Raw genomic sequence first — 23,609 nt, 5'->3', positions numbered from 1 at the left:
ATACCAAGGAATATCGTACTACATAGACGCCCTATAGTCAAGTGCTGCTCGTTCGTCTAATAGTTGGAAATCTGAGAACTAGTAGACAACCTCCCACATGGTCAGACCCTTGGCTGGTGCTGTCTTACCTGCCTTTTCCCGATCACATGCGGCGAGGATTTCCCTCAGTTCAGCAGGGCTTCTTTTTCCTTGCCCTACTTCAACCAAAGTCCCCACAATAATTCGAACCATGTTGTACAAAAAACCGTTGCCTCGGCATGTCACCCATACCTCGTCTCCGATTTTTTCCACGGTGAGCCCGTACACAGTCCGAACCTTGTCCTCGACGAATGTTTTTGCCGAGCAAAAGGAAGTAAAATCATGTTCACCCACCAAGTAATGAGCAGCCTGCTGCATCGCGTCCACATCTAACGGGAACCGGACATGGTCGGCGTAACGATGTCGAAATACATCTGCTACCGGATTGTTGTCGATACAATATCGATATTCTTTAACTTGCACGTCAAAACGCGCATGAAAAGAGGCATCGACCTCTTCGACTGTCCGAATGACAATAGAATCAGGCAACTGATTATTCAACACAAACCGCCATTTATCCATCGGAATGTTGCTCGACGTGTCAAAGTGAATCACTTGACCGCGTGCATGAACACCCGCGTCTGTCCGGCCTGATCCGAAGACTTGGATATCTTCTCCGGTAATCCGATTCAATGCGGCTTCAATTTCACCCTGGACCGTTACTTGATCTGGCTGTACCTGAAAACCGCTGAAGTCAGTTCCGTCATACGCCAATACACATCGCAGTCGCTTCATGTACGCCACCACCCAATCACGATTACCAGGATCACACTCACAACAGCTACGATTCCATCACGCCAAGTGAACGTCAGCTTATTCAGCCGCGTTCTCCCCACTCCCCCGCGATAGCCACGTGCTTCCATCGCCAAAGCCAGCTCTTCCGCACGCCGAAATGCACTAACGAACAATGGAATAGCGATCGGAATCAGGTTCTTGGCTCTGCGTACGAGACTTCCACTAGTGAAATTGGCTCCTCTGGCGGTCTGCGCCTTGATAATTTTATCCGTTTCTTCCATCAGGGTCGGAATGAACCGGAGTGCAATTGACATCATCAGGGCTATATCATGAACCGGTATGCCGATCTTCCCTAGTGGTCCTAGTAAACGCTCCAAACCCTCCGTCAAATCGATAGGAGAGGTGGTCAGTGTTAGCAAGGAGCTAATGAGAATCAAAAGTCCCAAGCGCAAAGAAATGAAGATCGCCTGGCGAACTCCCTGCTCTTCTACTGTAAACCATCCCCACTGAAAGTAGACCGTCCCGCCTTTTGTGATAAAAATATGCAAGACAACGGTAAACAAAATCAGGATCCAGACAGGCTTTAAGCTTTTTAATATATAGGACAATGAAAGCCTAGAAAGAAGTGCAGCATACAAGGTAAAACCAATGAGTATGGCGTACGTAACCGCATTGTTAGCCAGAAAAATCAAGGTAGCAAAAAGGATGATGAAGAGAAGCTTGCTTCGCGGATCTGCACGATGTAAAAAAGATTGCCCTGGTACGTATTGACCAATTGCGATATTCTGCAGCATGCCTAGCCCTCCTTTGGTACGGACAGTCGTTCCAGCAGATGGGCAATCAGCTCTTCCTCCCGATAAAGGGAGCTCGGCAGACTAGCCTTGTCCGGCAGCATTTGATTCATTTGCGATACGAAAGCCACCGTTTCCGGTACATCCAAAGACAGCTCTCGGAGACGCTCCACTTGCATGAATACTTCCTCCGGCTTCCCCTGCAAAGCTACTTGACCTTGTGCCATCACAAGCAAATAGTCTGCATAGCGGGCTGCCTCTTCCATGCTGTGTGTAACCAATAGTGTCGTGAGGTTTTGTTCTCGATGAATCCGGTAGATCCCTTCCAGAATCGTGACTCGTCCCGCAGGATCAAGACCCGCAGTTGGTTCATCCAATACCAGAACCTTCGGCTGCATGGCAAGAACACCAGCCAAAGCAACACGTCGCATTTGTCCGCCACTTAAATGAAATGGCGAACGATCCTTGATCGTGGCATAATCCAGGCCAACAATTTCAAGGGACTCCTTTACGCGGGCTTCCACCATTTCCGTTGGCAAGTCAAAATTGAGCGGTCCAAAAGCAACATCCTTCGCAACCGTTTCTTCAAACAACTGATGTTCAGGATATTGAAAGACGAGCCCAATATCGCGCCTTTTAGCATGGGGTAATCGTCGCTTTGGAGTAATGACCGCATCACCCAGGGTAATCTGCCCTGAACTAGGCATCAGCAACCCGTTCAAATGCTGAATCAGCGTTGACTTACCTGAGCCCGTCTGGCCTATAATTCCGACAAACGAACCGGATGGAATCGTCAGCGAAATATTGTGTAAGGCAACTCGTTCGAACGGTGTTCCCTTTGCGTAGATATGGCTTACTTGGTCAAAAGTAATTTGCATACGTGCTCCACCAGCTCCTCTTGATGCAGGACAAACGGTAATTCAATCCCTTTGGAATGAAGTGCGTGTCGCAGTCGAACGGCAAATGGCACATCCAGTCCCACCTGTTTCAAACGATCTACTACATTAAACACTTCACTCGGCTTACCTTCCATCAGGACTTCACCCGCATTCATGACGATGACCTTATCCGAATAGATGGCTTCTTCCGGAAAATGGGTAATGTTAATGATCGTGAGTCCCTCATCACGGTTCAGTTGACGAGCCAGATTCAGGACTTCCATTCTCCCTTGTGGGTCAAGCATCGCTGTCGCTTCATCCAGGATGATGACAGAAGGCCGCATCGCCATAATCCCGGCGATCGCCACGCGTTGCTTTTGACCCCCAGACAGACGATGTGGTTGTGCCTGTAAATAAGACTCCATCCCTACAGAAACGAGCGCCTCATCAATACGATTTCGCATCTCTTTGGGGTCCACACCCATGTTTTCTAGGCCAAAGGCGACATCATCTTCCACAGTAGCCCCTACAATCTGATTGTCCGGGTTCTGAAAGACCATGCCAACATGTCGTCGAATTTCCCAAAGCTGTTCCCCATCTTTCGTATCCATTCCACTGATAAGTACTGCGCCGCCTTCAGGAAGCAATAGAGCATTCATCAGCTTTGCCATCGTTGATTTGCCGGAACCGTTGTGCCCCAATACGGATACAAAGGAACCTTTTTGAATGGTAAGGTCAACACCTTGTAATACCGGAACCCGTTGGCCATCCTCACCATCGTAGGTATAAGAAACATCTCGCAATGCCAGCAGGTTATCTTCATTCATGAGGCATTCACAACCTCCCCAGCCTTCACAGGGAACTGACTAGCAGGATTTCGATGTAAAAGGAAAAAAGGGTTGAATCAGAGTCCAGCCTATGACCAGATCTGCCCCCACCCTTTTCGCGGTAATCTACCAGGCTTAAAACCTGAGTAAACGACCAGTTTACATGTATTAAACGAATTCGATGTACGCCATTGGAGCAGCGTCGCCACGGCGAGGGCCGGCTTTCAGGATACGAGTGTATCCACCGTTGCGCTCTTTGAAGCGAGGAGCGATTTCATCGAACAGTTTTTGAACAGCATCGCGGCCTTCAGCATTCGCAACTTCTTTGCGAACGAAAGCAGCAACTTGACGGCGAGCATGCAGATCGCCACGTTTCGCGAGCGTAATCATTTTTTCAGCGATTGGGCGCAGTTCTTTCGCCTTCATCTCTGTAGTTTCGATGCGCTCGTTGATGATCAGGTCTGTTACCAAGTCGCGGAACAGCGCTTTACGAGCTGAGCTACGACGACCCAATTTACGTTGTGCCATGTGGTTTACCTCCCTCTTAATCGAGAGAACAAAAGTATGCTTCTTGGTTTGCTACTCTAGTCGTCACTGCGCAGGGACAGGCCCAGTTCAGCTAACTTTTCTTGAACTTCTTCAAGAGATTTGCGCCCCAGATTGCGTACTTTCATCATGTCCTCTTCGGTCTTCTGCGTCAGCTCTTGCACGGTATTAATACCGGCACGCTTCAAGCAGTTGTAGGAACGAACGGAAAGATCGAGCTCTTCGATAGTCATCTCCAAGACTTTCTCTTTCTTGTCCTCTTCCTTCTCTACCATGATTTCTGCATCCTTCGCCTCGTCAGTCAGACCAACGAACAGGTTCAGGTGCTCCGTCATGATTTTTGCGCCGAGACTCACGGCTTCTTCCGGACTGATGCTACCGTTAGTCCAAACCTCAAGTGTTAACTTGTCATAGTTGGTCATTTGCCCTACACGGGTATTTTCCACTTGATAGTTAACGCGCTTGATCGGCGTGTAGATCGAATCAATCGGAATCACACCAATAGGCAGATCCTCAGATTTGTTTCCGTCAGATTGAACATAACCACGACCACGTCCAGCTGTCATGCGGATATGCAGACGACCGCCATTGGCCAACGTTGCAATATGAAGATCAGGGTTTAAGACCTCCACATCACTGTCAGCACGGATATCTCCCGCTTTGACAACGCCTTCGCCTTCTGCATCGATCTCGATTACTTTTTCTTCATCGGAATGGATCTTCAGCGCCAAGCCTTTGATGTTCAGGATGATCTCGGTTACATCTTCAACGACGCCTTCAACCGTAGAGAATTCGTGAAGAACCCCATCGATTTGAACAGTACGAACTGCCGCGCCTGGCAAGGACGAAAGAAGAATTCGTCTCAGCGAGTTGCCAAGGGTAGTTCCGTATCCGCGCTCTAGAGGTTCTACAACAAACTTTCCATACGAGTTGTCGTCGCTTACTTCCACAACCTCGATTTTTGGTTTTTCTATTTCTATCATTAAACAAACCCTCCTTCAAAACGTCGAAATCCTTGGGTGGGCCGCATACGTGCCCACTCAGGAATTTCCCCGGCGGTTTACCGTTTGCGTGCATGACAAGCTATAAATCAGAATTTACCATTCTAGTATGGACATGTTCTGAACGATATAAACCAGTTACACGCGGCGACGTTTTGGTGGACGGCAACCGTTGTGCGGAATTGGCGTCACGTCTTTAATCATGTTCACTTCAAGACCAGTTGCTTGCAGGGAACGGATCGCAGCTTCACGACCTGCACCTGGGCCTTTTACCGATACTTCAAGGGAACGCATGCCGTGTTCCATAGCAACGCGTGCAGCCGCTTCAGCAGCCATTTGCGCAGCAAATGGAGTGCTTTTACGGGAGCCTTTGAAGCCGAGGGAACCAGCACTGGACCAAGAGATCGCGTTACCGTGTGGATCCGTGATAGTGACGATCGTATTGTTGAAAGTAGAACGAATGTGTGCTACGCCGACTTCAACATTCTTACGGTCACGACGACGGGTACGAGTTGCTGTAGCTTGTTTTCTTTTCGCCATGTCAGATTACCCTCCTTTACTTCTTCTTGTTTGCTACTGTACGGCGTGGACCTTTACGCGTACGAGCATTTGTTTTAGAACGTTGACCGCGAACTGGAAGTCCACGACGATGACGGATGCCACGGAAGCAACCGATTTCCATCAGACGCTTGATGTTGAGGGAGATCTCACGACGGAGGTCACCTTCCACCTTCACAGTTTTGTCGATGTACTCACGAAGTTTGTTCACTTCGTCTTCTGTCAGATCGCGAACACGAGTGTTCATGTCTACGCCAGTAGCGGACAGAATTTTTTGAGACGTGGGGCGGCCAATACCAAAAATGTAGGTAAGAGCAACTTCAACGCGTTTTTCGCGCGGCAAGTCTACGCCTGCAATACGTGCCATGTGTCAAAAGCACCTCCTTGTTTACCCTTGTTTTTGCTTATGCTTCGGATTTTCACAAATAACCATTACGTTACCTTTGCGACGGATAACCTTGCATTTCTCGCAGATCGGTTTAACCGAAGGTCTCACTTTCATGGTTCTTGCCTCCCTTTTCTAGGGGTTTTGCTTACTATTTATAGCGGTACGTAATACGTCCGCGGGTTAAGTCGTACGGCGACAGTTCAACAGTTACTTTATCCCCCGGCAGGATACGGATAAAGTGCATGCGGATTTTTCCAGAGACGTGAGCGAGGACTTTATGTCCATTCTCTAATTCTACTCGAAACATAGCATTTGGCAAAGGTTCGATTACCGTACCTTCCACCTCAATTACATCATCTTTTGCCATGGTAAACTCTCCTTTCTTCTGCTCTTCAGTCGGACCATGAGTTTTGCGAAATGATCACACAACGAACTTATCGTCGACACGTTGGACGACAATCCCGAACCGTTCGGAACTACCGTTTTTATGTCCGTGTAAAAATCTCATAGCCATCTTCCGTAATCGCGATGGTGTGTTCAAAATGAGCACAAGTTTTCCGATCCACTGTTACTACCGTCCAATTGTCCTCCAATGTGCGGACATAACGTTCGCCGGCATTTACCATTGGCTCAATTGCCAACACCATGCCTGGTTTTAACCGCGGTCCTCGATCAGGAGGGCCGTAATTAGGAACCTGCGGATCTTCGTGCAAGTTTTGCCCGATCCCATGCCCCACATACTCGCGAACGAGTGTGAAGCCGGCAGCTTCTGCATGAACCTGAATCGCATGAGAGATGTCGGATAAGCGTCCACCCGGAACAGCTTTTTCAAGCCCCTTGTACAACGACTCTTCCGTTACTCTGAGCAACATCTGGTTTTCTGTTGAAATCATACCGACCGGATACGTCCAAGCGGAGTCGCCATGGTAACCCTGAAACTGGGCACCAATGTCGATACTGATAATGTCTCCTTCTTGTAACGCCCGTTTACCTGGGATCCCGTGTACGAGTTCTTCATTGACTGAAGCACAGATACTTCCTGGAAAGCCACCATAGCCTTTAAACGATGGAATTGCTCCCATGCTTCGAATAAAGGTCTCGGCAATTTCGTCTAGCTGCTTCGTCGTGACACCAGGCTTGATCGCCTTGGCCAGTTCTTGATGGGTGAGTGCGACGATACGACCAGCTTCGCGCATAACCTCAAGTTCTGCTTTCGACTTTAGGATAATCATTCGCAATTACCCTCGCAACAATGACTTAATTTCCGCAAACACTACCTGGATATCTTGTTCTCCATCGATATCTCGCAGAAGTTCCTGTGCGGAGTAGTAGTCGATAAGTGGCTGTGTTTGAGCGATATTCACGTCAAGGCGTTGTGTTACCACTTCGATCTTGTCGTCTTCACGCTGATACAGCTTACCACCATCTTTATCACATACGCCAGCCTCTTTTGGAGGATTGAACATCGTGTGATAGCTAGCACCGCAAACAGGGCAGATCCAGCGACCGGTCAGACGTTCAATCAATTGCTCGCGTTGAACGTTGATGTTAATTACATGGTCAATTTCGCGTCCCAGCTCTTTTACTGTAGCTGTCAACGCTTCCGCCTGAGGAACTGTGCGCGGAAAACCATCTAAGAGGAATCCCTTTGCGCAGTCATCCATCGAAAGGCGCTCCCGCACAATACCAATGACGACCTCGTCTGGGACGAGATGTCCTTTATCCATGTAGGATTTAGCCTCTAGTCCGAGCGGCGTTTCGTTTTTGACCGCAGCTCGGAACATGTCGCCAGTCGAAATGTGCGGGATGTCAAACTCTTTTACGATACGTTCTGCCTGTGTCCCTTTACCGGCTCCAGGCAGTCCCATCAGAATTATGTTCACGTCCATTCCCTCCGTCCCATCGAAAAAGCTACAGAAGCTTTTCTGTAAACATCTAAGTCATTACTTGATAAACCCTTGGTAGTGGCGTTTGATCATTTGACTTTCAATCTGCTTCATTGTATCCAAGCTTACCCCAACCACGATCAACAGCGATGTACCACCGATGTAAATGGATTGTGGCAAGTTTGCAAGACTGCCGAAGAAGAATGGCAAAATCGCAATAATCATCAAGAACAAAGCGCCCGCCAATGTTAACCGGTTTAATGTACGAGTAATGAATACCTCAGTGTTTTTACCAGGTCGGATACCAGGAATGTAACCGCCATTTTTTCTCATGTTTTCTGCCATTTGTACAGGGTTGATCTGTACGAATGTGTAGAAGTAGGTGAATCCGAGAATCAAGATAGCGTAAAGCGTCATTCCTAATGGTTGGTTGACTTGGAAGTTCTGATAAATCCAGTTAGCAAATCCTTGACCGGATGCATCCACCCAGAACTGAGCAATCGTTGACGGGAACATTACCAGCGATACCGCAAAGATAACAGGAATAACACCAGCAGAGTTGATTTTCAGTGGAATGTGGGTAGATTGACCACCGTACATTTTGCGTCCAACCACTCGTTTCGCATATTGCACTGGAATCTTACGAAGGCCTTGCTGCATAAAGATAACCCCGACAATAATGGCGAGGATCACCAATAGGATAAGCAGAACTTTGACGATGCTGAAGAATACGTTTTGAGATGGGTCAGCGAACTGTGTTGTGTAAATCGTCGTAATCCCTTGCGGAATGTTAGCGACGATCCCGCCAACGATCAGGATCGAAATCCCGTTACCGATACCCTTCTCCGTAATCTGTTCCCCCATCCACATCATGAATGCGGTCCCAGCTGTCAATGTCAACGCAATGAGTGCATAGCTGCTAACCGAAGTGTCGTTCAGCAAACCAGGCGCCATATTGTTGAATCCAATCGTCATCCCTACAGACTGAATCAAACCAAGGATAATCGTAGCGTAACGGGTAACGGTGGCAATCTTGCGACGGCCAACTTCCCCTTCACGAGCCCATTGCGTAAGCTTAGGCACAACATCCATGGACATCAGCTGCATGATAATCGATGCCGTAATGTACGGCATGATACCCATGGCAAAAATCGAGAAGTTATGCAGTGCTCCACCTGAGAAGGTGTTTAACAAGCCCAGTAATTGGTTTGTATTCTGCTGAAACAACTCGACATTTACGTTAGGAACTGGCACATAGCTTCCGATCCGGAAAACGACCAGCATCATAAGCGTAAAAAGGATTTTGCGACGAAGGTCGCTAATTTTGAAAATGTTAGTTAAGGACGCTAACATTAGATCACCTCGGTTGTTCCACCGACTTGTGCGATCTTCTCAGCAGCAGCTCCGGAGAACTTGTGAGCTTTTACAGTCAGCTTCACAGTCAGTTCACCGTTAGCAAGAACCTTAACACCGTCGCGCAGCGCGCTGATAACACCAGTTTCTTTCAACAGCTCAGGTGTTACTACAGTGCCCTCTTCGAAACGGTTCAGCGCGTCCAAGCTAACAATCGCAAATTCTTTGCGGCTAATGTTAGTGAAACCACGCTTAGGCAGACGACGGTACAATGGGTTTTGACCACCCTCGAAACCTGGGCGTACGCCGCCACCGGAACGAGCGTTTTGACCTTTGTGACCTTTACCAGCAGTTTTGCCAGTACCGCTACCAATACCGCGACCGATGCGCTTACGAGTGTGACGGGATCCTTCTGCAGGTTGCAGTTCATGCAATTTCATACGTTGCACCTCCTAACTAATTGAGATGTTCAATTAAGCTTCTACTTCTTTCACTTCTACCAAGTGCTTCACTTTGAAAACCATTCCACGGATTGCAGGATTATCTTCCTTCACTACAGTGGAGTTGATTTTGCGAAGACCCAGAGCTTTTACAGTGTCTTGCTGATCTACTGTACGACCGATCAGGCTGCGTTTGAGGGTGATTTGCAATTTTGCCATGTTCATTCCCTCCTTATTAACCCAACAACTCGTCAACAGTCTTACCGCGCAATTTCGCGACATCTTCCGCTGTTTTCAGACGACCGAGGCCTTCCAGCGTAGCGTTGACCATGTTGATAGGATTGTTGGAACCAAGAGATTTACTCAAGATATCGCCTACACCAGCCAGTTCGAGTACGGCACGAACAGGTCCACCAGCGATAACACCTGTACCAGGGGCAGCAGGCTTGATGAGAACCTTACCAGCGCCGAATTGGCACAGTACTTGGTGCGGAACAGTTGTTCCTCTCATCGGTACACGGATCAATTTTTTCTTAGCATCGTCAATCGCTTTGCGAATGGCGTCTGGAACTTCTTGAGCTTTACCCATACCAGCACCTACGTGGCCGTTACGGTCTCCCACAACAACCAAGGCGCTGAAGCTCATACGACGTCCACCTTTAACCGTTTTTGCTACACGGTTAACTGCGACTACTTTTTCTTCGAGCTCTAATTTGCTAGGGTCGATACGCATTCCTTACCCTCCTTGTTGTTAGAATTGCAGACCAGCTTCACGAGCTGCTTCTGCCAGTGCTTTAATACGTCCATGATAGATGTAACCACCGCGGTCAAAAATCACTTCAGTCGCACCTTTTTCTTGTGCACGCTTAGCGATCAGTGTGCCAACAGCTGTAGCAGCTTCCACGTTAGCGCCATTATTCAGGCCCAGCTCTTTATCCAAAGAAGATGCAGATACCAGTGTTACGCCAGTTGCATCGTCGATCAATTGAGCGTAGATGTGCTTAGAAGAACGGAATACGTTCAGACGTGGGCGAATGGTAGAACCAATCACACGTTTGCGGATTCGCAGATGACGTTTTTTCCGAGCTTTGTTTTTATCAGCTTTCGTAAACATTAAGCGGCCTCCTTTCTCATGAAGCTAGAAGCTTATTTACCTTTTTTACCTTCTTTACGACGAACAACTTCATTGCTGTACTTGATACCTTTACCTTTGTATGGCTCAGGTTTACGCAGAGAACGGATTTCAGCAGCAACTTGGCCTACGCGCTCTTTGTTGATACCTTTTACCACCAAAGTGGTTTGGTTTGGTACATCAATTTCGATACCCTCTTCTGGAGTAACTTCCACTGGGTGGGAGAAACCAAGAGAGAGAGTAACACCGTTGCCGGACTTAGCAGCACGGTAACCTACACCGACTAGTTCCAGGGTACGAGTGAAGCCTTCAGATACGCCAGTTACCATGTTGGATACCAGCGCACGAGTCGTACCATGCAGGGAACGGTGAAGTTTGTTATCGCTTGGACGCTCAATGATTACTTCGTTTTCAGCGACGTTGATTTTGATATCTTCATGGAAGCTACGAACGAGTTGACCCTTAGGGCCTTTTACCGTCAGCTCAGTACCGTTCAGAGTGAGGGTAACGCCTGCAGGGACCACGATCGGTTTTCTACCGACACGAGACATGTGGTGCACCTCCTGTGCTATTTACAATCTGTTAATTACCAAATGTATGCGAGAACCTCTCCACCTACGTGAGCTTGACGAGCTTGCTTGTCAGTCATTACACCAGTGGATGTAGAGATGATCGCGCAACCGAGACCACCCAAAACCTTAGGTACTTCATTGTTCTTTGCATAAACACGAAGTCCTGGCTTGGAGATACGTTTCAGACCTGTGATAACACGCTCGTTGCCTGCACCATATTTCAGGAATACGCGGATGATTCCTTGTTTGTTGTCTTCAACAAACTCCGCATCGCGGATGAAGCCTTCTTCTTTCAGAATGCGCGCGATTTCCTTCTTGATGGTCGACGCCGGGATTTCCACTTTCTCGTGGCGAACCATGTTGGCGTTACGAATTCGTGTCAACATATCTGCGATTGGATCAGTCATAACCATGAGAGAAAACCTCCTTCCCGTTTCAAATTACCAGCTTGCTTTTTTCACGCCTGGAATTTGACCTTTATAAGCAAGTTCACGGAAGCAAATACGGCAGAGTTTAAATTTGCGCAATACGGAGTGAGGACGTCCGCAACGCTCGCAACGTGTGTACGCGCGTACTGCAAACTTCGGCTCCCGCTGTTGCTTGATGATCATTGATTTCTTTGCCACATTCTTCCCTCCTTACGAGTGGGTTTATTTACGGAATGGCATACCCATTTGAGTCAGCAACTCACGAGCTTCCTCATCCGTTTTCGCGGAAGTAACAATAACGATGTCCATACCACGAACTTTATCAATTTTATCGTACTCGATCTCAGGGAAGATCAGTTGTTCCTTCAGACCAAGTGTGTAGTTACCGCGACCGTCAAAAGCCTTGGAAGAAATTCCACGGAAGTCACGAACACGCGGGAGAGATACGTTCATCAATTTGTCGAGGAAGTGGTACATACGCTCGCCGCGCAGAGTAACCTTCGCACCGATCGGCATACCTTCACGCAATTTGAAACCCGCGATGGATTTCTTAGCCTTTGTTACTACAGGCTTTTGACCAGCGATGATTTGCAGGTCTTCAATTGCAGTATCCAAGGACTTAGCGTTCGCTACCGCTTCGCCAACACCCATATTGATGATGATCTTTTCTACTTTCGGCACTTGCATGATGGAAGTGTAGTTGAACTTGCTCATCAAGCTAGGCACGATTTCGCTCGTATACTTTTCTTTCAATCTTGTTGCCATCTAGGATATCCTCCTTTCCAACCTGACTACTTGTCGAGTACTTCGCCAGACTTTTTCGCGTACCGAACTTTCTTGCCGTTATCCAAAACTTTGTAACCGATGCGAGTAGCTTTTCCGGACTTCGGATCGATCAAAGATACGTTGGATACGTGAATAGCTGCTTCTTGAGTCACAATGCCACCTTGCGGGTTAGCTTGGGACGGACGGCTATGTTTCTTCACGAGGTTGATACCTTCAACCAGAACGCGTTCTTTCTTTGGATAAGCAGCGAGAACGCGACCTTTTTTGCCTTTATCTTTGCCCGCATTTACGATAACAGTGTCGCCTTTTTTAACGTGCATCGCTTGGTGCACCTCCTATCGAACAAACTGCCTGAGTTTTGCCGTTCAATTAGATAACCTCTGGAGCCAGAGAGATGATCTTCATGAAATCCTTATCGCGGAGCTCACGAGCCACAGGTCCAAAGATACGAGTACCACGTGGGGATTGATCGTCTTTGATAACTACAGCTGCATTTTCATCGAAACGGATGTAAGAACCATCGTTACGACGAACGCCACTTACTGTGCGTACTACTACCGCTTTAACTACTTGACCTTTCTTGACAACGCCGCCGGGTGTAGCGGATTTTACGGAGCACACGATAACATCACCGATGTTCGCCGTTTTACGACCGGAACCACCCAGAACCTTGATGCACATGAGTTCCTTTGCACCGGAGTTGTCAGCAACAGCCAATCTCGTCTGAGTTTGGATCATTTACTGTTCCTCCTTTCGGAATTAATATCCGAAAATCTGACTTATACGATTACTGCCTCTTCGACGATACGTACCAAACGGAAACGCTTGTCTTTAGACAATGGACGAGTTTCCATGATTTCTACGATGTCGCCCACTTTTGCCGTGTTGTTCTCGTCGTGAGCCTTGAACTTTTTCGAGAATTTCATGCGTTTGCCGTACAAAGGATGTGTCTTGTAAGTTTCAACAAGAACAACAATGGTTTTATCCATCTTGTCGGAAACAACGCGACCTACAACTGTTCGACGCATATTGCGATCTGCGGTCATCGTTCAAACCTCCTTCCTATAATTAGCCGATTCCCAATTCTCTCTGGCGCAGGACGGTTTTCGCACGAGCAATATCCTTACGCACTTGTTTAATACGAGATGTGGTTTCGAGTTGACCCGTAGCCAGCTGGAAACGAAGGTTGAACAACTCTTCTTTCAAAGAAGTAACGTTTTGTTCGATCTCGGCAGTGGTCAAATTACGGTACTCATTAGCCTTCATGTGCGTCACCACCCACTTCTTCACGCTTCACGAACTTGCACTTGATTGGCAGTTTGTGCATAGCCAGACGCATAGCTTCGCGAGCGACTTCTTCAGGAACACCAGCAAGCTCGAACATGATCTTGCCTGGCTTCACTACCGCTACCCATTTCTCAGGAGAACCTTTACCGGAACCCATGCGGACTTCGAGCGGTTTTTGTGTTACTGGTTTATCTGGGAAAATTTTGATCCAAACTTTACCACCACGTTTGATGTAACGAGTCATCGCGATACGAGCTGCCTCGATCTGACGGTTAGTTACCCAAGATGGTTCCATTGCTTGCAATCCGTATTCACCGAACGCAACAGTAGTACCGCCTTTTGCGTTACCAGCCATTTTCCCGCGGTGTTGTTTACGGTGTTTCACGCGTTTTGGCGTCAACATGATTACTTGCCTCCTTCCTCAGTAGCGACGTTCTTTCTCGCTGGAAGGACTTCTCCACGATAGATCCACACTTTAACACCGATGCGACCATAAGTGGTATGTGCTTCAGCAGTACCGTAGTCGATGTCAGCGCGCAATGTGTGAAGTGGAACAGTACCTTCGCTGTAACCTTCAGAACGTGCGATGTCCGCGCCGCCAAGACGACCGCTTACCAAGGTTTTGATACCTTTAGCACCAGAGCGCAGCGTACGAGTGATCGATTGCTTTTGCGCACGGCGGAAAGAAATGCGGTTTTCCAATTGGCGTGCAATATTTTCAGCTACCAGAGTAGCATCCAGATCCGGACGTTTGATTTCGTTGATATTGATATGAACGCGTTTGCCAGTCAGATCAGTCAGGGTTTTGCGCAGAGTTTCAACCTCTGAACCACCTTTACCAATTACCATACCAGGCTTAGCGGTGTGAATCGTAACGTTCACGCGATTAGCTGCGCGCTCGATTTCGATCGTGGATACAGCAGCATCTTTCAGACGCCCTTTTACATACTTGCGGATTTTCAAGTCTTCGTGCAACAGAGTTGCGAAGTCCTTGTCAGCGTACCATTTGGACTCCCAGTCACGAATGACACCGATCCGAAGACCTACCGGGCTTACCTTTTGACCCACACGTAATCCCTCCTTATTTCTCGTTTAGTACCACTGTGATGTGGCTCGTGCGTTTATGGATGCGGCTAGCGCGACCCATAGCGCGCGGACGGAAACGCTTCAACGTAGGACCTTGGTCTACGAAGATTTTACCCACTACGAGGCTGTTTGGATCCATCTCGTAGTTGTGCTCAGCGTTTGCAATAGCCGACTTCAGGAGTTTTTCAACAACTGGAGAAGCTGCCTTTGGCGTGTGTTTCAAGATCGCCAAAGCTTCACCTACTTGCTTGCCTCTAATCAAGTCTACCACCAGGCGGACTTTACGAGACGCGATGCGAATGTTGCGTGCAACTGCTTTTGCTTCCATCTTTGTACCTCCTCTCTGTCAAGAGAAAATTAGCGCTTCTTGGACTTCTTGTCGTTGTCGACGTGACCCTTGAAGGTACGAGTTGGTGCGAATTCACCCAATTTATGACCAACCATGTCTTCCGATACGTATACTGGTACATGTTTGCGGCCATCGTAAACTGCAAACGTGTGTCCTACGAAATCAGGGAAGATGGTGGAACGGCGAGACCAAGTTTTGATCACGCGTTTCTCGTTCTTTTCATTTTGCTCGTCAACTTTTTTCATCAAGTGGTCATCCACGAAAGGACCCTTTTTTAAGCTACGTCCCATTAGTGAACCTCCCTTCGCCAAAGGCGTTCGGTTATAGTATCAGCCTACCTTACTTCTTGCGGCGGCGGATGATGTATTGGTCGGACTTGTTCTTCTTCTTGCGAGTCTTGAGACCCAGGGTTGGTTTACCCCAAGGAGTAACAGGAGCCTTACGACCGATTGGAGCGCGACCTTCACCACCACCGTGTGGGTGATCGTTCGGGTTCATTACGCTACCGCGAACAGTTGGACGGATACCCAACCAGCGGGAACGTCCTGCTTTACCGATGTTCAGCAGTTCGTGATCCAGGTTACCTACTTGACCGATAGTAGCGCGGCATACGTTGTGAATGCGGCGAGTTTCACCGGAAGACAGGCGAACGATTACGAACTCACCATCACGACCAAGCAATTGAGCAGATGTACCAGCAGCGCGCACCAATTGGCCGCCTTTACCAGGTTTCAGCTCGATGTTGTGGATGGTAGTACCTACCGGGATTTTCTCCATTGGCAGTGCGTTACCGATTTTGATGTCGGCATCTGCTCCGGATACGATCTGGTCGCCCACTTTCAGGTTGTGTGGAGCGATAATGTAACGCTTTTCACCGTCTGCATAGTTGATCAGCGCGATGTTAGCGGAACGGTTTGGATCGTATTCAATGGTTGCTACGCGACCAATGATACCATCTTTGTTACGTTTGAAGTCAATAATACGGTATTTACGTTTATGACCGCCACCTTGATGACGAACGGTAATTCTACCTTGGTTGTTGCGACCAGCTTTTTTGCTGAGAGGCGCCAACAAGGATTTTTCGGGAGTCGACGTGGTGATCTCCTCGAAAGTAGAAACCGTCATTTGGCGACGACCAGGAGAAGTCGGTTTAAACTTTTTGATACCCATGTTAATACCCTCCTTTTCGGTAGTCGTCGAGGTTATACTCCCTCGTAGAAGGCCAATTCTTTGCTGTCATCAGTCAGCTTAACGATTGCTTTCTTCCACTCGGACGTGTAACCGGAGTATTTTCCGTAGCGTTTTGGTTTCGCAGGTACACGAACTGTGTTAACTGCTTCTACTTTTACGCCAAATACTTTTTCAACAGCTTGTTTGATTTCTGTTTTGTTAGCTTTGAGAGGTACTTCGAAAACGTACTTCTTCTCAGCCATCATATCAGTGGTGCGCTCGGTAATGACAGGGCGTTTAAGGACATCATGAAGGCTCTTCATTATGCGAGCACCTCCTCTACTTTCGCAACCGCTTCTTTCGTCACGATTACTTTGTCATGCGCTACCAGATCAAGAACGTTAATGCCTGCAGCATCTACGATTTTTGCACCTGGGATGTTACGGGAAGCGAGCGCTACGTTTTGGTCGTACTCGGAAGTAACAATCAGAACTTTGCGATCTACTTTCAAGCTGCTCAGAACAGCTGTCATTTCCTTAGTTTTAGGAGCTGCGAAGTTCAAAGCTTCCAATACCAGGAGTTCGTTGTTTTGTACTTTCGTGGAAAGTGCAGATTTCAGAGCCAAACGGCGAACTTTACGGTTCAGTTTGTAACCGTATTTGCGCGGAGTTGGACCGAATACAACACCGCCACCTTTCCATTGCGGAGAGCGAATGGAACCTTGGCGTGCACGACCTGTACCTTTTTGGCGCCATGGCTTGCGGCCACCACCACGTACTTCAGAACGGTTCTTTACATCATGTGTACCTTGGCGTTGGGATGCTTGTTGCATCACGATCGCATCGTACAGAACTGCGCTGTTAGGCTCGATACCAAATACGCTGTCTGCCAGATCGATTTCGCCAACTTGAGAACCGGTTTGGTTATAAAGAGCTACTTTCGGCATGTCAGTTCCTCCTTTCCTTACTAGTTCTTCTTGACTGCCGTGGATACCAGTACGCAGCTGTTTTTCGGACCAGGCACGGAGCCTTTTACGAGAACCAGGTTACGTTCTGTATCTACTTTAATTACTTCCAGGTTTTGAATGGTAACATTGTCGCCACCCATTTGACCTGGCAGGGTTTGACCTTTAAATACGCGGTTTGGAGCTACAGCACCCATGGAACCTGGACCGCGGTGGTAACGCGAACCGTGAGCCATAGGACCGCGGGATTGATTGTGACGTTTGATCGCACCTTGGAAACCTTTACCCTTGGATACGCCAGCTACGTCCACCATTTCTCCCTCGGCAAAAATGTCAGCTTTCAACTCTTGACCAACCTCGTAATCTGCGAGGTTAACTCCGCGAATTTCGCGAATGAAGCGCTTAGGAGCAGTATTAGCTTTCGCTGCATGTCCTTTTTCCGGCTTGTTAGCGCGCTGTTCTTTTTTGTCTTCGAAACCGATTTGAATTGCTTCATAACCGTCAGTCTCAACGTCTTTCTTCTGGAGAACTACGTTGGAACCTACTTCGATAACCGTTACAGCAGTCGCTGTTCCGTTTGGACCAAAAACTTGAGTCATGCCAAGTTTTTTCCCTAAGATTCCTTTGGTCATTTGTGCCACCTCCTGTGCTTATTTCAGTAAAACGCTTTTTATGTTGTATCAAGTCCCCATCGATGCGCAGGGGTGCCATTTTAAGGGTTTGTTGCTTGGTATAACACGCTTATCAAGACAACGTCTGCGCGTGTATCGCTTTTTGGGACCTTACAGTTTAATCTCGATGTCCACACCAGATGGCAGATCCAGACGCATCAAAGCATCTACTGTTTGTGGTGTTGGGTTCAAGATGTCGATCAAACGTTTGTGTGTACGCATCTCGAATTGCTCGCGAGAATCTTTGTACTTATGAACCGCACGCAGGATCGTGTAAACTGCTTTCTCCGTAGGGAGTGGAATCGGACCGGATACGTTAGCACCGGAACGCTTCGCAGTGTCCACAATTTTTTCTGCGGACTGATCCAGGATTTTGTGATCATACGCTTTCAAACGAATACGAATCTTTTGCTTTGCCATTGAAGTCCCTCCTTTTTCGCCCATTTTTTAAACAGACATTTCTCCGTGGAAATATCCTGCACCCCGGTCATGGCAAAGGGGCCGGGTGTGTCAGCAACCTCCCACATCATCGCAAGTCCATGACCAACATTCAATATTGTACTAAAAAGATTTGGGCAACGCAAGTTTTTTCTTGGGTTTCCGCATAATTTTTTGTACATGGTGTGCCTACTGAATGGCTCACCTTGACAATATTACAGATTTCCGTGAAAGAAGGCAAGCGGGATTACCTGCCAACTCGTCGGGTCATCTATCTATAATAGAAGGAAGACGTTATACTTATGGTTGTAATCGTTATGAAATGGAGGTTTACCTCAATGTCTGATGTGAATCAAACCCCTTATGAAATCATTGGCGGTGCAGATACTTTGGCCCGTCTTGTCGATACCTTTTATGATCTGGTAAAGCAGCATCCCGACATTACCGACCTCTTTCCGGAAGATTTAACCCACGTGAAGGAACGTCAGTATCAGTTTTTGACACAGTTTCTCGGTGGTCCAAGCCTGTATTCAGACGCACACGGTCATCCGATGCTGCGAGCGCGACACATGCCGTTCCCTATTGGACCTGTACAGGCAGAGGCTTGGCTCTCTTGTATGGATAGAGCCATGGATCTGACAGGACTAGATGGCGAAATTCGGAAGCAAATCTTTGATCGCTTGCGTTTAACTGCTCACCATATGGTCAATAAGTGGGATCAATAAGAAAAAGCGTAGGACAATTGAGTGTCCTACGCTTTTGTTGTTATATCAGAGGTTGCTGCTGCACGAGTAGTTTTGGGTCTCACCAAGCTACGCGATCCTAAATATACACCGCCTACGATCATACACAATGCTAGTAAGTGTACGAGTTGAAGGCTTTCTCCCAGAAATATCGCTGCAAATACCAAACTGGCCATCGGCATTCCATTTAAGAAAACAGCTGTTCGACTCGCTCCCAGCTGACGTATCCCGTAATTCCAGCCGATCGAGCCAAGCGCAGTTGATAGCGCACCTGAAGCAAAAATTACAAGCCATTGGAAGGATGAAACGTCCAAAGAAAGATAATAGGAAGCTGGTTGAACAGTCAATGCGACTCCCCACAAGAAGATGACCCCAAACATTTGCGATAAAGCCGTAATTAAAAGTACCGGTACACCTCTTACAACCAATTTCCGAATGAGTAAACCACCTGTCACATACATGAGCATGGAGAAAAACATTATGGCATCTCCCCAACCATTCATATGAAGGCCGCCGTGCTGAGAGATGACGACAATCAACACTCCTGCAAAACCCATTCCAATCCCAAGTCCTTTTTTCAACGACATGCCTTCCCCTAAGAAAAGCATCGCCAAGAGTGCCGTTGCCAACGGATTTAATCCAAGAATAAGCGAAGCATTTCCTGCTGTCGTGTATTGAACACCGGCCGCAAGCGTTATTTGATGAAGTGCGATAGAACTAGCACCGACTCCGGCCAATAAGAACCAATCTGTTTTGCTGAATCGCAAACTCTTTCGGTATAAGAAGATGAGTGGCGATAAACAGATTCCACCGACAGTCATCCGTATAGCCGCGACATATAATGGAGGAAACGTTGTTAAATACTTGACCATAACGACATTCAAGCCCCATAGCGTGACAACACCTGCAAGCATAAGAAACAATAATCGCTCATTATTTTTCATCTCTGATATCCCCCATCCAATCCTGATGGTATTGTAGCATATTGCTTCGAGAGGCAAATTGAATGATTTTGATGGGAGTTATTTAAAAGTTCGATAAATGCACATAAAAAAACCCGACAACCAAAGTTGTCGGGTTTTGTATATCCGTATATCTTACGCGTCGATAGAAGCTACAACGCCAGCGCCTACTGTACGGCCACCTTCGCGGATCGCGAAGCGAGTACCTTGTTCCATCGCTACTGGAGCGATCAGTTCTACAGTGAACTCAGTGTTGTCGCCAGGCATGATCATTTCAACGCCTTCTGGCAGTTGGATGATACCTGTTACGTCAGTTGTACGGAAGTAGAATTGTGGACGGTAGTTAGCAAAGAAAGGAGTGTGACGTCCGCCCTCTTCTTTGGACAGAACGTAAACTTCTGCTTTGAACTTAGTGTAAGGCTTAACGGAACCTGGTTTCGCCAAGCATTGTCCACGCTCGATGTCGTTACGGTCTACACCGCGCAGCAGAGCACCGATGTTGTCACCAGCTTGAGCTTGATCCAGCAATTTGCGGAACATCTCAACACCAGTTACAGTTGTGTTTTTAGTTTCTTCAGCCAGACCAATGATTTCTACTTGGTCACCAACTTTAACGATACCGCGCTCTACACGACCAGTAGCAACAGTACCACGACCAGTGATCGTGAACACGTCCTCTACAGGCATCAGGAACGGCTTGTCAGTTGCACGCTCAGGAGTTGGGATGTAGCTGTCAACAGCTTCCATCAGTTCGCCAATTTTCTTAGCCCACTCACCAGTTGGGTTGTCCAAAGCTTCTTTAGCAGAACCTTTGATTACTGGAGTGTCGTCACCTGGGAACTCATATTGAGACAACAGGTCACGGATTTCCATTTCAACCAGTTCCAACAACTCTTCATCGTCTACCATGTCGCATTTGTTCATGAATACTACGATGTAAGGTACGCCTACTTGTTTGGAGAGCAGGATGTGCTCGCGAGTTTGTGGCATAGGGCCATCAGCTGCGGATACAACCAGGATCGCGCCGTCCATTTGAGCAGCACCAGTAATCATGTTTTTCACATAGTCCGCGTGACCAGGGCAGTCAACGTGAGCATAGTGACGGTTTTCAGTTTCATACTCAACGTGAGCAGTGTTGATAGTGATACCGCGCTCTTTTTCTTCTGGAGCAGCGTCGATAGATGCATAGTTCATTGCTTGTGCTTGACCTGTTTGTGCCAAAACAGTTGTGATAGCAGCAGTCAGGGTAGTTTTACCATGGTCAACGTGACCGATGGTACCAATGTTAACGTGTGGTTTATTACGCTCAAATTTCGCTTTAGCCATGAGAGAAAAGCCTCCTTATAGATAAGGGTTTTATGGTTTGAAGAAAGGTTTACCTTACGAATGGTTGTCCCTTCCATATTGTAAACCTTTCTGATTGCAAGATAAAGCTGTAACCTGTAATTATTCGCCTTTAGATTTCTTGATGATCTCTTCAGCGATAAATTTAGGTACTTCTTCGTAGTGGTCGATCACCATGGAGTAAACGCCACGGCCTTGGGTACGGGAACGAAGAATTGTGGAGTAACCAAACATCTCGGACAGTGGTACCATTGCACGGATTACTTGTGCATTTGCACGAGCTTCCATACCTTCGATACGACCGCGGCGGGAGTTCAGGTCGCCCATAACGTCGCCCATGTACTCTTCTGGCATTGTAACTTCTACTTTCATGATTGGCTCGAGTAGTACAGCGCCACATTTTTTCGCAGCTTCCTTCAATGCGAGGGAACCTGCTACTTTAAATGCCATCTCGTTGGAGTCAACATCATGGTAGCTACCGTCTACGATAGTAGCTTTGATATCAACCAGCGGGAAACCGGCGATAACACCATTTTTCATGGACTCTTCGATACCCGCTTGAACAGCAGGGATGTATTCGCGTGGTACTACACCACCAACGATTTTGTTTTCGAATTGGAAGCCTTGACCAGCTTCGAGTGGAGCGAATTCCACCCAAACGTGACCGTATTGACCACGACCACCGGACTGACGAACGAATTTACCTTCCACTTTCGCTGCGTTACGGAATGTTTCACGGTAAGCAACCTGTGGAGCACCAACGTTCGACTCAACTTTAAATTCGCGTTTCAGACGGTCTACGATAATCTCCAGGTGAAGCTCACCCATACCGGAGATGATTGTTTGACCAGTCTCTTCATCTGTACGAGTTCTGAACGTTGGATCCTCTTCAGCAAGCTTGGACAGGCCGATACCCATCTTGTCTTGGTCTGCTTTGGATTTTGGTTCGATCGCAACAGAAATAACTGGCTCTGGGAAGTCCATAGACTCAAGGATTACTGGAGCCTTTTCATCACACAGAGTATCACCAGTTGTTGTATCTTTCAAACCTACAGCTGCTGCAATGTCACCGGAGTAAACCGTTGTGATCTCTTCACGGTGGTTTGCGTGCATTTGCAGGATACGGCCAACGCGCTCACGTTTACCCTTGGTAGAGTTGAGAACGTAAGAACCGGAGTTCAGTACACCGGAGTATACGCGGAAGAAAGTCAAACGACCAACATACGGGTCAGTCATGATCTTGAACGCAAGAGCAGAGAACGGACCGTTGTCGTCAGCTGGACGATCAACTTCATCTTCAGTATCTGGCAATGTACCTTTAATTGCAGGGATATCTACCGGAGACGGCAGGTAAGCAACTACGTTGTCCAGCATAGGCTGAACACCTTTGTTCTTGTAAGAAGAACCGCACATTACCGGCGTCAGTTTGCACTCGATAGTACCCTTACGCAGAGCAGCACGGATTTCGTCGTTGGTCAGCTCTTCGCCTTCCAAGTACTTCATCATGAGCTCTTCGTCTTGTTCAGCAGCTGCTTCAACCATAGCCATGCGAAGTTCTTCGCAACGTGCCAGGATGTCAGCAGGAATTTCAGCGGAGTCAGAAGTTTTACCCAAGTCATCAGTATATACGATTGCCTTCATTTCAATCAGGTCAACCATACCTTTGAATTGATCTTCTGCACCGATTGGATATTGGATCGCTACTGGATTTGCACCCAGGCGAGATTTGATCTGACCCAAGCACATATCAAAGTTAGCACCCATGATATCCATTTTGTTGATGTAGCACATGCGTGGTACGCCATAACGGTCAGCTTGGCGCCATACGGTTTCGGTTTGCGGCTCAACGCCACCTTTTGCGTCAAAAACGGTTACAGCACCGTCAAGAACGCGGAGGGAGCGCTCAACTTCTACAGTGAAGTCTACGTGGCCTGGCGTATCGATAATGTTGATTCGATGACCATTCCATTGAGCAGTAGTAGCAGCCGAAGTGATCGTGATACCACGCTCTTGCTCTTGTTCCATCCAGTCCATGGTAGCTGCACCTTCGTGCACCTCACCAATTTTATGAACGCGACCAGTGTAGAACAGAATACGCTCAGTAGTCGTCGTCTTACCAGCATCGATGTGAGCCATGATACCGATATTACGCGTATTCGGCAAAGAGAACTCGCGAGCCATTAGGTATGCTCCTTC

General features: G+C 47.7%; 38 protein-coding genes. 1 reads left to right on the top strand and 37 read right to left on the bottom strand.

Annotated elements, in window-relative coordinates:
* Window positions 1-78 precede the first annotated feature (78 nt).
* From truA to rpsJ, 34 genes are all read right to left on the bottom strand, one after another.
* Window positions 79-813, bottom strand: a complete 735-nt coding sequence (gene truA / locus HP567_RS04115; RefSeq protein ID WP_173612335.1) for a tRNA pseudouridine(38-40) synthase TruA — start codon at window positions 811-813, stop codon at window positions 79-81.
* Window positions 810-1,607: an energy-coupling factor transporter transmembrane component T family protein gene (locus HP567_RS04110; RefSeq protein WP_173612334.1), complete on the bottom strand. Its 798-nt coding sequence runs from the start codon at window positions 1,605-1,607 to the stop codon at window positions 810-812. The genes truA and HP567_RS04110 overlap by 4 nt, the downstream gene beginning before the upstream one ends.
* Before the next feature lie 2 nt (window positions 1,608-1,609).
* On the bottom strand, window positions 1,610-2,482 hold the full coding sequence (locus HP567_RS04105; protein WP_173612333.1) for an energy-coupling factor transporter ATPase: 873 nt from the start codon (window positions 2,480-2,482) through the stop codon (window positions 1,610-1,612).
* On the bottom strand, window positions 2,458-3,309 hold the full coding sequence (locus HP567_RS04100; RefSeq protein ID WP_173612332.1) for an energy-coupling factor transporter ATPase: 852 nt from the start codon (window positions 3,307-3,309) through the stop codon (window positions 2,458-2,460). Before HP567_RS04100 ends, HP567_RS04105 begins: the two co-directional genes overlap by 25 nt.
* A 168-nt stretch (window positions 3,310-3,477) precedes the next feature.
* Window positions 3,478-3,837 carry a 50S ribosomal protein L17 gene (gene rplQ / locus HP567_RS04095; RefSeq protein ID WP_012684000.1) on the bottom strand — a complete coding sequence of 120 codons (360 nt, stop codon included), beginning with the start codon at window positions 3,835-3,837 and terminating at the stop codon, window positions 3,478-3,480.
* 56 nt (window positions 3,838-3,893) lie between these two features.
* Entirely contained in the window at window positions 3,894-4,838 is a 945-nt protein-coding gene (locus tag HP567_RS04090) for a DNA-directed RNA polymerase subunit alpha (RefSeq protein WP_005828801.1), read from the bottom strand.
* A gap of 156 nt (window positions 4,839-4,994) precedes the next feature.
* Window positions 4,995-5,396: a 30S ribosomal protein S11 gene (rpsK, locus tag HP567_RS04085; RefSeq protein ID WP_005828803.1), complete on the bottom strand. Its 402-nt coding sequence runs from the start codon at window positions 5,394-5,396 to the stop codon at window positions 4,995-4,997.
* A 16-nt stretch (window positions 5,397-5,412) separates the two neighbouring features.
* Complete coding sequence (rpsM, locus tag HP567_RS04080) at window positions 5,413-5,781, bottom strand: 30S ribosomal protein S13 (protein ID WP_012683999.1); 369 nt, start codon at window positions 5,779-5,781, stop codon at window positions 5,413-5,415.
* Between the two features lie 21 nt (window positions 5,782-5,802).
* The gene (gene rpmJ / locus HP567_RS04075) at window positions 5,803-5,916 is read right to left on the bottom strand and encodes a 50S ribosomal protein L36 (protein ID WP_003333770.1); all 114 of its coding nucleotides are present in this window, start codon (window positions 5,914-5,916) and stop codon (window positions 5,803-5,805) included.
* A gap of 34 nt (window positions 5,917-5,950) precedes the next feature.
* On the bottom strand, window positions 5,951-6,169 hold the full coding sequence (gene infA / locus HP567_RS04070; protein WP_003333772.1) for a translation initiation factor IF-1: 219 nt from the start codon (window positions 6,167-6,169) through the stop codon (window positions 5,951-5,953).
* 118 nt (window positions 6,170-6,287) lie between these two features.
* Window positions 6,288-7,034, bottom strand: coding sequence for a type I methionyl aminopeptidase (gene map / locus HP567_RS04065; RefSeq protein WP_173612331.1), 747 nt, complete (start codon window positions 7,032-7,034; stop codon window positions 6,288-6,290).
* Window positions 7,035-7,040: 6 nt separating this feature from the next.
* Window positions 7,041-7,685 carry an adenylate kinase gene (locus HP567_RS04060; protein ID WP_012683997.1) on the bottom strand — a complete coding sequence of 215 codons (645 nt, stop codon included), beginning with the start codon at window positions 7,683-7,685 and terminating at the stop codon, window positions 7,041-7,043.
* Window positions 7,686-7,745: 60 nt separating this feature from the next.
* Window positions 7,746-9,041: a preprotein translocase subunit SecY gene (gene secY, locus HP567_RS04055; RefSeq protein ID WP_173612330.1), complete on the bottom strand. Its 1,296-nt coding sequence runs from the start codon at window positions 9,039-9,041 to the stop codon at window positions 7,746-7,748.
* Complete coding sequence (rplO, locus tag HP567_RS04050) at window positions 9,041-9,481, bottom strand: 50S ribosomal protein L15 (RefSeq protein WP_007716272.1); 441 nt, start codon at window positions 9,479-9,481, stop codon at window positions 9,041-9,043. The genes secY and rplO overlap by 1 nt, the downstream gene beginning before the upstream one ends.
* A gap of 33 nt (window positions 9,482-9,514) precedes the next feature.
* Window positions 9,515-9,700 (bottom strand): 50S ribosomal protein L30, encoded by a 186-nt coding sequence (rpmD, locus tag HP567_RS04045; protein WP_012683995.1) that lies wholly within the window; start codon window positions 9,698-9,700, stop codon window positions 9,515-9,517.
* A 16-nt stretch (window positions 9,701-9,716) separates the two neighbouring features.
* Window positions 9,717-10,214 (bottom strand): 30S ribosomal protein S5, encoded by a 498-nt coding sequence (rpsE, locus tag HP567_RS04040; protein ID WP_007716268.1) that lies wholly within the window; start codon window positions 10,212-10,214, stop codon window positions 9,717-9,719.
* Between the two features lie 18 nt (window positions 10,215-10,232).
* Window positions 10,233-10,595, bottom strand: a complete 363-nt coding sequence (rplR, locus tag HP567_RS04035) for a 50S ribosomal protein L18 (RefSeq protein WP_017247053.1) — start codon at window positions 10,593-10,595, stop codon at window positions 10,233-10,235.
* A 32-nt stretch (window positions 10,596-10,627) separates the two neighbouring features.
* A complete protein-coding gene (gene rplF / locus HP567_RS04030; protein ID WP_173612329.1) occupies window positions 10,628-11,164 on the bottom strand; it encodes a 50S ribosomal protein L6 in 537 nt (178 codons plus the stop codon).
* Window positions 11,165-11,199: 35 nt separating this feature from the next.
* Entirely contained in the window at window positions 11,200-11,598 is a 399-nt protein-coding gene (gene rpsH, locus HP567_RS04025) for a 30S ribosomal protein S8 (RefSeq protein WP_012683992.1), read from the bottom strand.
* A 27-nt stretch (window positions 11,599-11,625) separates the two neighbouring features.
* A complete protein-coding gene (locus tag HP567_RS04020; protein WP_007716256.1) occupies window positions 11,626-11,811 on the bottom strand; it encodes a type Z 30S ribosomal protein S14 in 186 nt (61 codons plus the stop codon).
* Between the two features lie 24 nt (window positions 11,812-11,835).
* Window positions 11,836-12,378, bottom strand: coding sequence for a 50S ribosomal protein L5 (gene rplE, locus HP567_RS04015; protein WP_047074703.1), 543 nt, complete (start codon window positions 12,376-12,378; stop codon window positions 11,836-11,838).
* A 26-nt stretch (window positions 12,379-12,404) separates the two neighbouring features.
* Entirely contained in the window at window positions 12,405-12,719 is a 315-nt protein-coding gene (rplX, locus tag HP567_RS04010) for a 50S ribosomal protein L24 (protein ID WP_007716253.1), read from the bottom strand.
* 49 nt (window positions 12,720-12,768) lie between these two features.
* The gene (gene rplN, locus HP567_RS04005; protein WP_012683990.1) at window positions 12,769-13,137 is read right to left on the bottom strand and encodes a 50S ribosomal protein L14; all 369 of its coding nucleotides are present in this window, start codon (window positions 13,135-13,137) and stop codon (window positions 12,769-12,771) included.
* Window positions 13,138-13,178: 41 nt separating this feature from the next.
* Window positions 13,179-13,445, bottom strand: coding sequence for a 30S ribosomal protein S17 (gene rpsQ / locus HP567_RS04000; protein ID WP_012683989.1), 267 nt, complete (start codon window positions 13,443-13,445; stop codon window positions 13,179-13,181).
* A gap of 22 nt (window positions 13,446-13,467) precedes the next feature.
* The gene (gene rpmC / locus HP567_RS03995) at window positions 13,468-13,665 is read right to left on the bottom strand and encodes a 50S ribosomal protein L29 (RefSeq protein WP_012683988.1); all 198 of its coding nucleotides are present in this window, start codon (window positions 13,663-13,665) and stop codon (window positions 13,468-13,470) included.
* A complete protein-coding gene (gene rplP / locus HP567_RS03990) occupies window positions 13,655-14,089 on the bottom strand; it encodes a 50S ribosomal protein L16 (RefSeq protein ID WP_007716249.1) in 435 nt (144 codons plus the stop codon). Before rplP ends, rpmC begins: the two co-directional genes overlap by 11 nt.
* Before the next feature lie 2 nt (window positions 14,090-14,091).
* Complete coding sequence (gene rpsC, locus HP567_RS03985; protein WP_012683987.1) at window positions 14,092-14,754, bottom strand: 30S ribosomal protein S3; 663 nt, start codon at window positions 14,752-14,754, stop codon at window positions 14,092-14,094.
* 13 nt (window positions 14,755-14,767) lie between these two features.
* Window positions 14,768-15,100 (bottom strand): 50S ribosomal protein L22, encoded by a 333-nt coding sequence (gene rplV, locus HP567_RS03980; RefSeq protein WP_047074707.1) that lies wholly within the window; start codon window positions 15,098-15,100, stop codon window positions 14,768-14,770.
* Between the two features lie 29 nt (window positions 15,101-15,129).
* On the bottom strand, window positions 15,130-15,411 hold the full coding sequence (gene rpsS / locus HP567_RS03975) for a 30S ribosomal protein S19 (RefSeq protein ID WP_007716246.1): 282 nt from the start codon (window positions 15,409-15,411) through the stop codon (window positions 15,130-15,132).
* 49 nt (window positions 15,412-15,460) lie between these two features.
* Window positions 15,461-16,291 carry a 50S ribosomal protein L2 gene (rplB, locus tag HP567_RS03970; protein WP_012683985.1) on the bottom strand — a complete coding sequence of 277 codons (831 nt, stop codon included), beginning with the start codon at window positions 16,289-16,291 and terminating at the stop codon, window positions 15,461-15,463.
* Between the two features lie 32 nt (window positions 16,292-16,323).
* Window positions 16,324-16,614, bottom strand: a complete 291-nt coding sequence (gene rplW / locus HP567_RS03965) for a 50S ribosomal protein L23 (protein ID WP_007716243.1) — start codon at window positions 16,612-16,614, stop codon at window positions 16,324-16,326.
* Window positions 16,614-17,237 (bottom strand): 50S ribosomal protein L4, encoded by a 624-nt coding sequence (gene rplD, locus HP567_RS03960; protein WP_016742844.1) that lies wholly within the window; start codon window positions 17,235-17,237, stop codon window positions 16,614-16,616. Before rplD ends, rplW begins: the two co-directional genes overlap by 1 nt.
* 20 nt (window positions 17,238-17,257) lie before the next feature.
* Window positions 17,258-17,887 (bottom strand): 50S ribosomal protein L3, encoded by a 630-nt coding sequence (gene rplC / locus HP567_RS03955; RefSeq protein WP_012683983.1) that lies wholly within the window; start codon window positions 17,885-17,887, stop codon window positions 17,258-17,260.
* 150 nt (window positions 17,888-18,037) lie between these two features.
* Window positions 18,038-18,346 carry a 30S ribosomal protein S10 gene (gene rpsJ / locus HP567_RS03950; RefSeq protein WP_005828858.1) on the bottom strand — a complete coding sequence of 103 codons (309 nt, stop codon included), beginning with the start codon at window positions 18,344-18,346 and terminating at the stop codon, window positions 18,038-18,040.
* Between the two features lie 356 nt (window positions 18,347-18,702).
* Between rpsJ and HP567_RS03945 the strand changes: the two genes are divergently transcribed.
* Window positions 18,703-19,089: a globin domain-containing protein gene (locus tag HP567_RS03945; protein WP_173612328.1), complete on the top strand. Its 387-nt coding sequence runs from the start codon at window positions 18,703-18,705 to the stop codon at window positions 19,087-19,089.
* Window positions 19,090-19,115: 26 nt separating this feature from the next.
* On the opposite strand, the gene HP567_RS03940 is transcribed toward HP567_RS03945, so the two are convergent.
* The 3 genes from HP567_RS03940 to fusA form a co-directional block, all read right to left on the bottom strand.
* A complete protein-coding gene (locus HP567_RS03940) occupies window positions 19,116-20,051 on the bottom strand; it encodes a DMT family transporter (RefSeq protein WP_173612327.1) in 936 nt (311 codons plus the stop codon).
* A gap of 153 nt (window positions 20,052-20,204) precedes the next feature.
* Complete coding sequence (gene tuf, locus HP567_RS03935) at window positions 20,205-21,395, bottom strand: elongation factor Tu (protein ID WP_012683980.1); 1,191 nt, start codon at window positions 21,393-21,395, stop codon at window positions 20,205-20,207.
* Window positions 21,396-21,515: 120 nt separating this feature from the next.
* The gene (fusA, locus tag HP567_RS03930) at window positions 21,516-23,594 is read right to left on the bottom strand and encodes an elongation factor G (RefSeq protein ID WP_088910283.1); all 2,079 of its coding nucleotides are present in this window, start codon (window positions 23,592-23,594) and stop codon (window positions 21,516-21,518) included.
* Window positions 23,595-23,609 lie beyond the last annotated feature (15 nt).

Source organism: Brevibacillus sp. M2.1A, from assembly GCF_013284355.2.
Taxonomy (GTDB): Bacteria; Bacillota; Bacilli; order Brevibacillales; family Brevibacillaceae; genus Brevibacillus.
The sequence above is the reverse complement of the archived record's forward strand: the minus strand, read 5'-3'. Positions and strand labels throughout refer to the sequence as shown.

What these genes read in the sequence shown, in the direction of transcription:
- truA (WP_173612335.1), bottom strand. Translation starts at nt 813, where the DNA reads ATGAAGCGACTGCGATGTGTATTGGCGTATGACGGAACTGACTTCAGC.
- HP567_RS04110 (WP_173612334.1), bottom strand. Translation starts at nt 1,607, where the DNA reads ATGCTGCAGAATATCGCAATTGGTCAATACGTACCAGGGCAATCTTTT.
- HP567_RS04105 (WP_173612333.1), bottom strand. Translation starts at nt 2,482, where the DNA reads ATGCAAATTACTTTTGACCAAGTAAGCCATATCTACGCAAAGGGAACA.
- HP567_RS04100 (WP_173612332.1), bottom strand. Translation starts at nt 3,309, where the DNA reads ATGAATGAAGATAACCTGCTGGCATTGCGAGATGTTTCTTATACCTAC.
- rplQ (WP_012684000.1), bottom strand. Translation starts at nt 3,837, where the DNA reads ATGGCACAACGTAAATTGGGTCGTCGTAGCTCAGCTCGTAAAGCGCTG.
- HP567_RS04090 (WP_005828801.1), bottom strand. Translation starts at nt 4,838, where the DNA reads ATGATAGAAATAGAAAAACCAAAAATCGAGGTTGTGGAAGTAAGCGAC.
- rpsK (WP_005828803.1), bottom strand. Translation starts at nt 5,396, where the DNA reads ATGGCGAAAAGAAAACAAGCTACAGCAACTCGTACCCGTCGTCGTGAC.
- rpsM (WP_012683999.1), bottom strand. Translation starts at nt 5,781, where the DNA reads ATGGCACGTATTGCAGGCGTAGACTTGCCGCGCGAAAAACGCGTTGAA.
- rpmJ (WP_003333770.1), bottom strand. Translation starts at nt 5,916, where the DNA reads ATGAAAGTGAGACCTTCGGTTAAACCGATCTGCGAGAAATGCAAGGTT.
- infA (WP_003333772.1), bottom strand. Translation starts at nt 6,169, where the DNA reads ATGGCAAAAGATGATGTAATTGAGGTGGAAGGTACGGTAATCGAACCT.
- map (WP_173612331.1), bottom strand. Translation starts at nt 7,034, where the DNA reads ATGATTATCCTAAAGTCGAAAGCAGAACTTGAGGTTATGCGCGAAGCT.
- secY (WP_173612330.1), bottom strand. Translation starts at nt 9,041, where the DNA reads ATGTTAGCGTCCTTAACTAACATTTTCAAAATTAGCGACCTTCGTCGC.
- rplO (WP_007716272.1), bottom strand. Translation starts at nt 9,481, where the DNA reads ATGAAATTGCATGAACTGCAACCTGCAGAAGGATCCCGTCACACTCGT.
- rpmD (WP_012683995.1), bottom strand. Translation starts at nt 9,700, where the DNA reads ATGGCAAAATTGCAAATCACCCTCAAACGCAGCCTGATCGGTCGTACA.
- rpsE (WP_007716268.1), bottom strand. Translation starts at nt 10,214, where the DNA reads ATGCGTATCGACCCTAGCAAATTAGAGCTCGAAGAAAAAGTAGTCGCA.
- rplR (WP_017247053.1), bottom strand. Translation starts at nt 10,595, where the DNA reads ATGTTTACGAAAGCTGATAAAAACAAAGCTCGGAAAAAACGTCATCTG.
- rplF (WP_173612329.1), bottom strand. Translation starts at nt 11,164, where the DNA reads ATGTCTCGTGTCGGTAGAAAACCGATCGTGGTCCCTGCAGGCGTTACC.
- rpsH (WP_012683992.1), bottom strand. Translation starts at nt 11,598, where the DNA reads ATGGTTATGACTGATCCAATCGCAGATATGTTGACACGAATTCGTAAC.
- rplE (WP_047074703.1), bottom strand. Translation starts at nt 12,378, where the DNA reads ATGGCAACAAGATTGAAAGAAAAGTATACGAGCGAAATCGTGCCTAGC.
- rplX (WP_007716253.1), bottom strand. Translation starts at nt 12,719, where the DNA reads ATGCACGTTAAAAAAGGCGACACTGTTATCGTAAATGCGGGCAAAGAT.
- rplN (WP_012683990.1), bottom strand. Translation starts at nt 13,137, where the DNA reads ATGATCCAAACTCAGACGAGATTGGCTGTTGCTGACAACTCCGGTGCA.
- rpsQ (WP_012683989.1), bottom strand. Translation starts at nt 13,445, where the DNA reads ATGACCGCAGATCGCAATATGCGTCGAACAGTTGTAGGTCGCGTTGTT.
- rpmC (WP_012683988.1), bottom strand. Translation starts at nt 13,665, where the DNA reads ATGAAGGCTAATGAGTACCGTAATTTGACCACTGCCGAGATCGAACAA.
- rplP (WP_007716249.1), bottom strand. Translation starts at nt 14,089, where the DNA reads ATGTTGACGCCAAAACGCGTGAAACACCGTAAACAACACCGCGGGAAA.
- rplV (WP_047074707.1), bottom strand. Translation starts at nt 15,100, where the DNA reads ATGGAAGCAAAAGCAGTTGCACGCAACATTCGCATCGCGTCTCGTAAA.
- rpsS (WP_007716246.1), bottom strand. Translation starts at nt 15,411, where the DNA reads ATGGGACGTAGCTTAAAAAAGGGTCCTTTCGTGGATGACCACTTGATG.
- rplB (WP_012683985.1), bottom strand. Translation starts at nt 16,291, where the DNA reads ATGGGTATCAAAAAGTTTAAACCGACTTCTCCTGGTCGTCGCCAAATG.
- rplW (WP_007716243.1), bottom strand. Translation starts at nt 16,614, where the DNA reads ATGAAGAGCCTTCATGATGTCCTTAAACGCCCTGTCATTACCGAGCGC.
- rplD (WP_016742844.1), bottom strand. Translation starts at nt 17,237, where the DNA reads ATGCCGAAAGTAGCTCTTTATAACCAAACCGGTTCTCAAGTTGGCGAA.
- rplC (WP_012683983.1), bottom strand. Translation starts at nt 17,887, where the DNA reads ATGACCAAAGGAATCTTAGGGAAAAAACTTGGCATGACTCAAGTTTTT.
- rpsJ (WP_005828858.1), bottom strand. Translation starts at nt 18,346, where the DNA reads ATGGCAAAGCAAAAGATTCGTATTCGTTTGAAAGCGTATGATCACAAA.
- HP567_RS03945 (WP_173612328.1), top strand. Translation starts at nt 18,703, where the DNA reads ATGTCTGATGTGAATCAAACCCCTTATGAAATCATTGGCGGTGCAGAT.
- HP567_RS03940 (WP_173612327.1), bottom strand. Translation starts at nt 20,051, where the DNA reads ATGAAAAATAATGAGCGATTATTGTTTCTTATGCTTGCAGGTGTTGTC.
- tuf (WP_012683980.1), bottom strand. Translation starts at nt 21,395, where the DNA reads ATGGCTAAAGCGAAATTTGAGCGTAATAAACCACACGTTAACATTGGT.
- fusA (WP_088910283.1), bottom strand. Translation starts at nt 23,594, where the DNA reads ATGGCTCGCGAGTTCTCTTTGCCGAATACGCGTAATATCGGTATCATG.